This window comes from Mesobacillus sp., assembly GCF_049588175.1.
Taxonomy (GTDB): domain Bacteria; phylum Bacillota; class Bacilli; order Bacillales; family Cytobacillaceae; genus Mesobacillus.
In genome coordinates, this window is sequence record NZ_JBAVFI010000598.1 from 1 (window position 1) to 4,766 (window position 4,766).

Annotated in this window: 3 protein-coding genes and 2 pseudogenes; all 5 read left to right on the forward strand. The window is 41.2% G+C overall.

Translation table 11 applies throughout. From position 1 onward, the window contains the following. A pseudogene (gene truB, locus WB217_RS14525) lies at positions 1–484 on the forward strand (tRNA pseudouridine(55) synthase TruB); the annotation flags it as partial. Positions 485–517: 33 nt separating this feature from the next. Then, on the forward strand, positions 518–1,471 hold the full coding sequence (gene ribF, locus WB217_RS14530; protein WP_423993951.1) for a bifunctional riboflavin kinase/FAD synthetase: 954 nt from the start codon (positions 518–520) through the stop codon (positions 1,469–1,471). Positions 1,472–1,595: 124 nt separating this feature from the next. Further along, a complete protein-coding gene (gene rpsO, locus WB217_RS14535) occupies positions 1,596–1,865 on the forward strand; it encodes a 30S ribosomal protein S15 (RefSeq protein WP_335374940.1) in 270 nt (89 codons plus the stop codon). Positions 1,866–2,172: 307 nt separating this feature from the next. Then, entirely contained in the window at positions 2,173–4,287 is a 2,115-nt protein-coding gene (gene pnp / locus WB217_RS14540; protein WP_423993952.1) for a polyribonucleotide nucleotidyltransferase, read from the forward strand. A gap of 260 nt (positions 4,288–4,547) precedes the next feature. Further along, a pseudogene (locus tag WB217_RS14545) lies at positions 4,548–4,766 on the forward strand (polysaccharide deacetylase family protein); the annotation flags it as partial.

Genomic DNA, 4,766 nt, shown 5'->3' on the forward strand with positions numbered 1-4,766 from the left:
AACCATCTACAATATTGAGCTTCTCGATGACAGGGATGAATTTGAGGGTGAAACAGTAAGCTTTAAATTCCGGGTATCCTGCAGCAAAGGTACGTATATCAGAACGCTTGCCGTCATGATTGGTGAAAAGTTGGGATATCCGGCTCATATGTCTTCGTTAATCAGAATACAATCTTCGGAGTTTACTTTGGAGGATTGTTTCACATTCGAGCAGCTTGAAACAATGGCTGAGGATGGAAGCATCCAGAAGGCTTTACATCCCTTGGAAGTGGGAATTTCTTATTTGCCGAAATATCGCATAAATGATACAGTAGCAGAGAAAGTGAAAAATGGGGCATTGCTCGAGATTCCACAAAATTTGTCGGAAACTGGCGGTCCCATCGTAGTAGAAACAGATGACGGATTAGCGCTCGCTATTTACAGGAAGCATCCGACCAAAAATGGGTTGATGAAGCCTGATAAAGTGTTAAGAAATGAGCAGTAATTGAGCAGCTGGGTCAGAAAAGGTGTGTAAATCGTGGAATTGATTAAGCTAAACCATCCTCATGATTATGAGAAACTGGATTTCCCTTCCATGGCAATGGCACTTGGGTATTTTGATGGTGTCCATTTAGGACATCAACAGGTGATCATGGAAGCGAAACGTATTGCCGATGATAAAGGGATAAAAAGTGCTGTCATGACATTTGATCCCCATCCTTCTGTTGTGCTTGGGAAAAGTGTGCAGCATATAGAGAACATAACCCCTCTGGATGAAAAAGCAAATGTAATTAGGAATATGGGTGTGGATTATTTATTTGTCGTCCATTTTACGACCGAATTCTCCAGCCTGCTTCCTCAGCAATTTATAGATCAGTATATTATCGGATTAAATGTCCAGCATGTTGTTGCGGGATTTGATTATACTTACGGGAAAATGGGCAAAGGCACGATGGAAACACTTCAATTCCATTCGCGGAACAAGTTTGAATTCACGGTAATTTCGAAGTTGGCAAGAGCTAATGATGAAAAGATCAGTTCGACACAGATCCGCAGCTTGCTTAGGGATGGGAAAGTGGATTCAATGCCGGAACTGCTGGGAAGGTACTACAAAACGCAAGGCACAGTCGTTAACGGTGAAAAACGCGGCCGGACAATAGGCTTTCCGACGGCAAATGTTCAAATGGATAACCAATATATTCTTCCGCCAACTGGCGTATATGCGGTAAGGATCCAGATTGATGGCCAATGGTACGAAGGTGTCTCCAATGTTGGATATAAGCCTACATTCCACCGTGAAAAGAAGGAAAAGCCATCTGTTGAGGTCCATATTTTTAATTTTAACGAAGAGATCTATGGGAAAACTGCACATGTGGAATGGCATTTGCGTCTTCGAAGTGAACGGAAATTCGACGGGATTGAACAGCTCGTATCCCAAATAGATAAAGATAAGCAGGAAGCCATTCTCTACTTTGAAAAAAACAAGAGTTAGACTTGCATTTTGTCGTAAAAAGATGTATTCTTATTAACGTATCAAAAAAGAACCTTTGCTTGGCAAGTCGAGTCACCGACGCTTGCTCGGTAACAGGGGATTATAATTCAGGAGGTGAACACGGATGGCAATCACAAAAGCACGTAAAAACGAACTTATCAACGAATTCAAGGTTCACGAAAGTGACACTGGATCTCCAGAAGTTCAAATCGCTGTCCTTACTGCAGAAATCAACACATTGAACGATCACTTACGCGTTCACAAAAAGGACCACCACTCACGTCGCGGTCTTTTGAAAATGGTAGGTAAGCGTCGTAATCTTTTGACGTACCTTCGTAACAATGACGTTTCTCGTTACCGCGATTTAATCAACAAGCTAGGTCTACGTAGATAGTCTGTCAAAGCGGGATTTATCCCGCTTTTTTATTAGGAAAAATTTTGGAAGATACATAACAAACTCATGATATTAAGCGTTATTAATTAGCGCATACTATAACATAAATGTTGTTTAAGTAAGCTCTTTCGGGTTCGAATCAGCTTTAAAAGTGATTAAACAAGGTCGATTCTGGATATGCCTTGTATTGAAGAGTTTAATATTAATTATTATGGTTATTTGTTAATAAGACAGGCATAGGTGCTGTTTTAAATAATTCCCAGGCATCAGTCCTGGATGGATTTCATGGTAGAGAGGGGCTAAAAGCATGGCACAAGAAAAACAAAGTTTCTCATTTGACTGGGCAGGGCGTAAGCTTACAGTCGAATTCGGTCAGCTGGCAAAGCAGGCAAATGGCGCAGTGCTTGTCCGTTATGGTGACACAGCTGTTCTAAGTACAGCAACAGCTTCAAAAGAACCAAAGAATTTAGATTTTTTCCCGCTTACAGTCAATTATGAAGAAAGATTATATGCTGTAGGTAAAATTCCAGGCGGTTTTATTAAGCGTGAAGGACGTCCAAGTGAAAAGGCAATTCTTGCAAGCCGTTTAATTGACCGTCCTATCAGACCTTTATTCGCAGATGGATTCCGTAATGATGTTCAGGTTATCAGCATTGTTATGAGTGTCGATCAGAATTGTTCATCGGAAATGGCTGCAATGTTTGGTTCTTCTCTGGCTCTTTGTGTTTCTGATATTCCTTTTGAAGGACCGATTGCTGGTGTTACAGTTGGCAGAGTTGATGGAAATTTCATCATCAATCCTACTGTTGAAGAAACAGAAAAAAGCGATATGCACTTAGTTGTTGCAGGTACAATGGATGCAATCAACATGGTAGAAGCTGGTGCTGACGAAGTTCCAGAAGAAGTCATGCTTGAAGCGATCATGTTCGGCCATGATGAAATTAAGCGTTTAATCGCGTTCCAACAGGAAATTGTTGCACAAGTAGGGAAAGCGAAGAGAGAAATTACTCTTTATGAAATCGACAAAGAACTAGAGGCGGAAGTTCGCGGAATATGTGAACAAGACATGCTGTCTGCCATTCAGGTACAAGAAAAGCATGCACGCGAAGATGCAATCAAAGAAGTGAAAAATGCCGTTGTTGCTCGTTATGAAGAGCAGGAAGTCGACGCAGACAAGCTTAAAATGGTTAAACAAATTCTAGATAAAATCGTTAAAGGCGAAGTCCGCCGCTTGATCACTGAAGATAAAGTCCGTCCAGATGGACGTAATTTAGAGGAAATCCGCCCTCTTTCATCAGAGGTTGGATTGCTTCCTAGAACTCACGGTTCAGGATTGTTTACAAGGGGACAGACTCAGGCTTTGAGCATTTGTACGCTTGGTGCAATGGGTGATGTGCAAATCCTTGATGGACTCGGAATCGAAGAAGAGAAACGTTTTATGCACCATTATAACTTCCCATTATTCTCTGTTGGGGAAACTGGGCCACTCCGTGGGCCAGGCCGACGTGAAATCGGGCATGGAGCATTAGGTGAAAGAGCTCTTGAACCTGTTATTCCAAATGAAAAAGATTTCCCTTATACAGTCCGTCTAGTTTCAGAAGTATTGGAATCAAACGGTTCTACATCACAGGCTAGTATTTGTGCAAGTACATTAGCTTTGATGGATGCTGGTGTGCCAATTAAAGCACCAGTTGCCGGTATTGCAATGGGTCTTATTAAATCAGGAGAGCACTATTCAATTCTGACTGATATCCAGGGTATGGAAGACCATCTGGGTGATATGGACTTCAAAGTAGCAGGTACTTCAAAGGGTGTTACGGCATTACAGATGGATATTAAGATTGAAGGCTTATCCCGCCAGATTCTTGAAGAAGCATTGCAACAGGCAAAAATTGGCCGTATGCAAATTCTTGATTCAATGCTTGCAACGATTCAAGAACCACGTGAACAGCTTTCTAAATATGCACCTAAAATCATTTCAATGTGGATTAAGCCAGATAAAATCCGTGATGTCATTGGACCAAGCGGAAAACAGATCAATAAGATCATTGAAGAAACTGGCGTAAAAATCGATATCGAACAAGATGGTACGGTATTTATCGGATCAGTTGATGAAGAAATGATTCAAAAGGCCAAGAAAATTATCGAAGACATCGTCCGCGAAGTAGAAGTTGGAGAGATGTACCTTGGTAAAGTTCGCCGCATCGAAAAATTTGGTGCTTTCGTTGAACTCTTCCCGGGTAAAGATGGTCTTGTACACATTTCCGAACTAGCTGAAGAGCGAGTTGGAAAAGTGGAAGATATCTTGAAGCTTGGGGATGAAATCCTTGTTAAGGTAACAGAAATTGATAAACAAGGAAGAGTAAACCTCTCACGTAAGGCGGTTTTAAAAGAGCAGCGTGAAAAGGCTGAAAAAGAATAATATATAAAAAGGCCAGGGGCAGCCCTGGCCCTTTTTATATGTATTTTTCTTATATGGGTTCATACCTTCCGTTCTACCTTGTCCTCCGGTTTCATATTTTTTAATAAGGCTTTTGTCGCTCATATTGTTGCTTTTAGATGCAGTATTATCCACTTGGCAGGGAGTGTAGATTTCAGCTCCTGGAGCTCGCTTTGTAACTTTCTAAAAACAACAAAAAGAGTCATCCGCTTATAGAGCCTTATTAAAGGGAGGATAGAAATATGAGAAAGATTATGTTAATTTCAATTTTGATGATTGGAGCCTGGCTCTCAGTTAACAATCCATATTCCAATACATATGTTGCTCATCTTAAAACTGATGCTGTGCCTGTTTCTGGACAGGGGCATTCGTTGATTAAAGAAATTGAAGAGAAAGCGAAGGAGTACGAAGTGGAGCCTTCAAATGCAAGGAAGGATCCAGTGTGGAAAGCCATCCCCGGC

Coding starts and splice junctions, on each gene's coding strand:
- pnp (WP_423993952.1), top strand. CDS start 2,173: ATGGCACAAGAAAAACAAAGTTTCTCATTTGACTGGGCAGGGCGTAAG.
- rpsO (WP_335374940.1), top strand. CDS start 1,596: ATGGCAATCACAAAAGCACGTAAAAACGAACTTATCAACGAATTCAAG.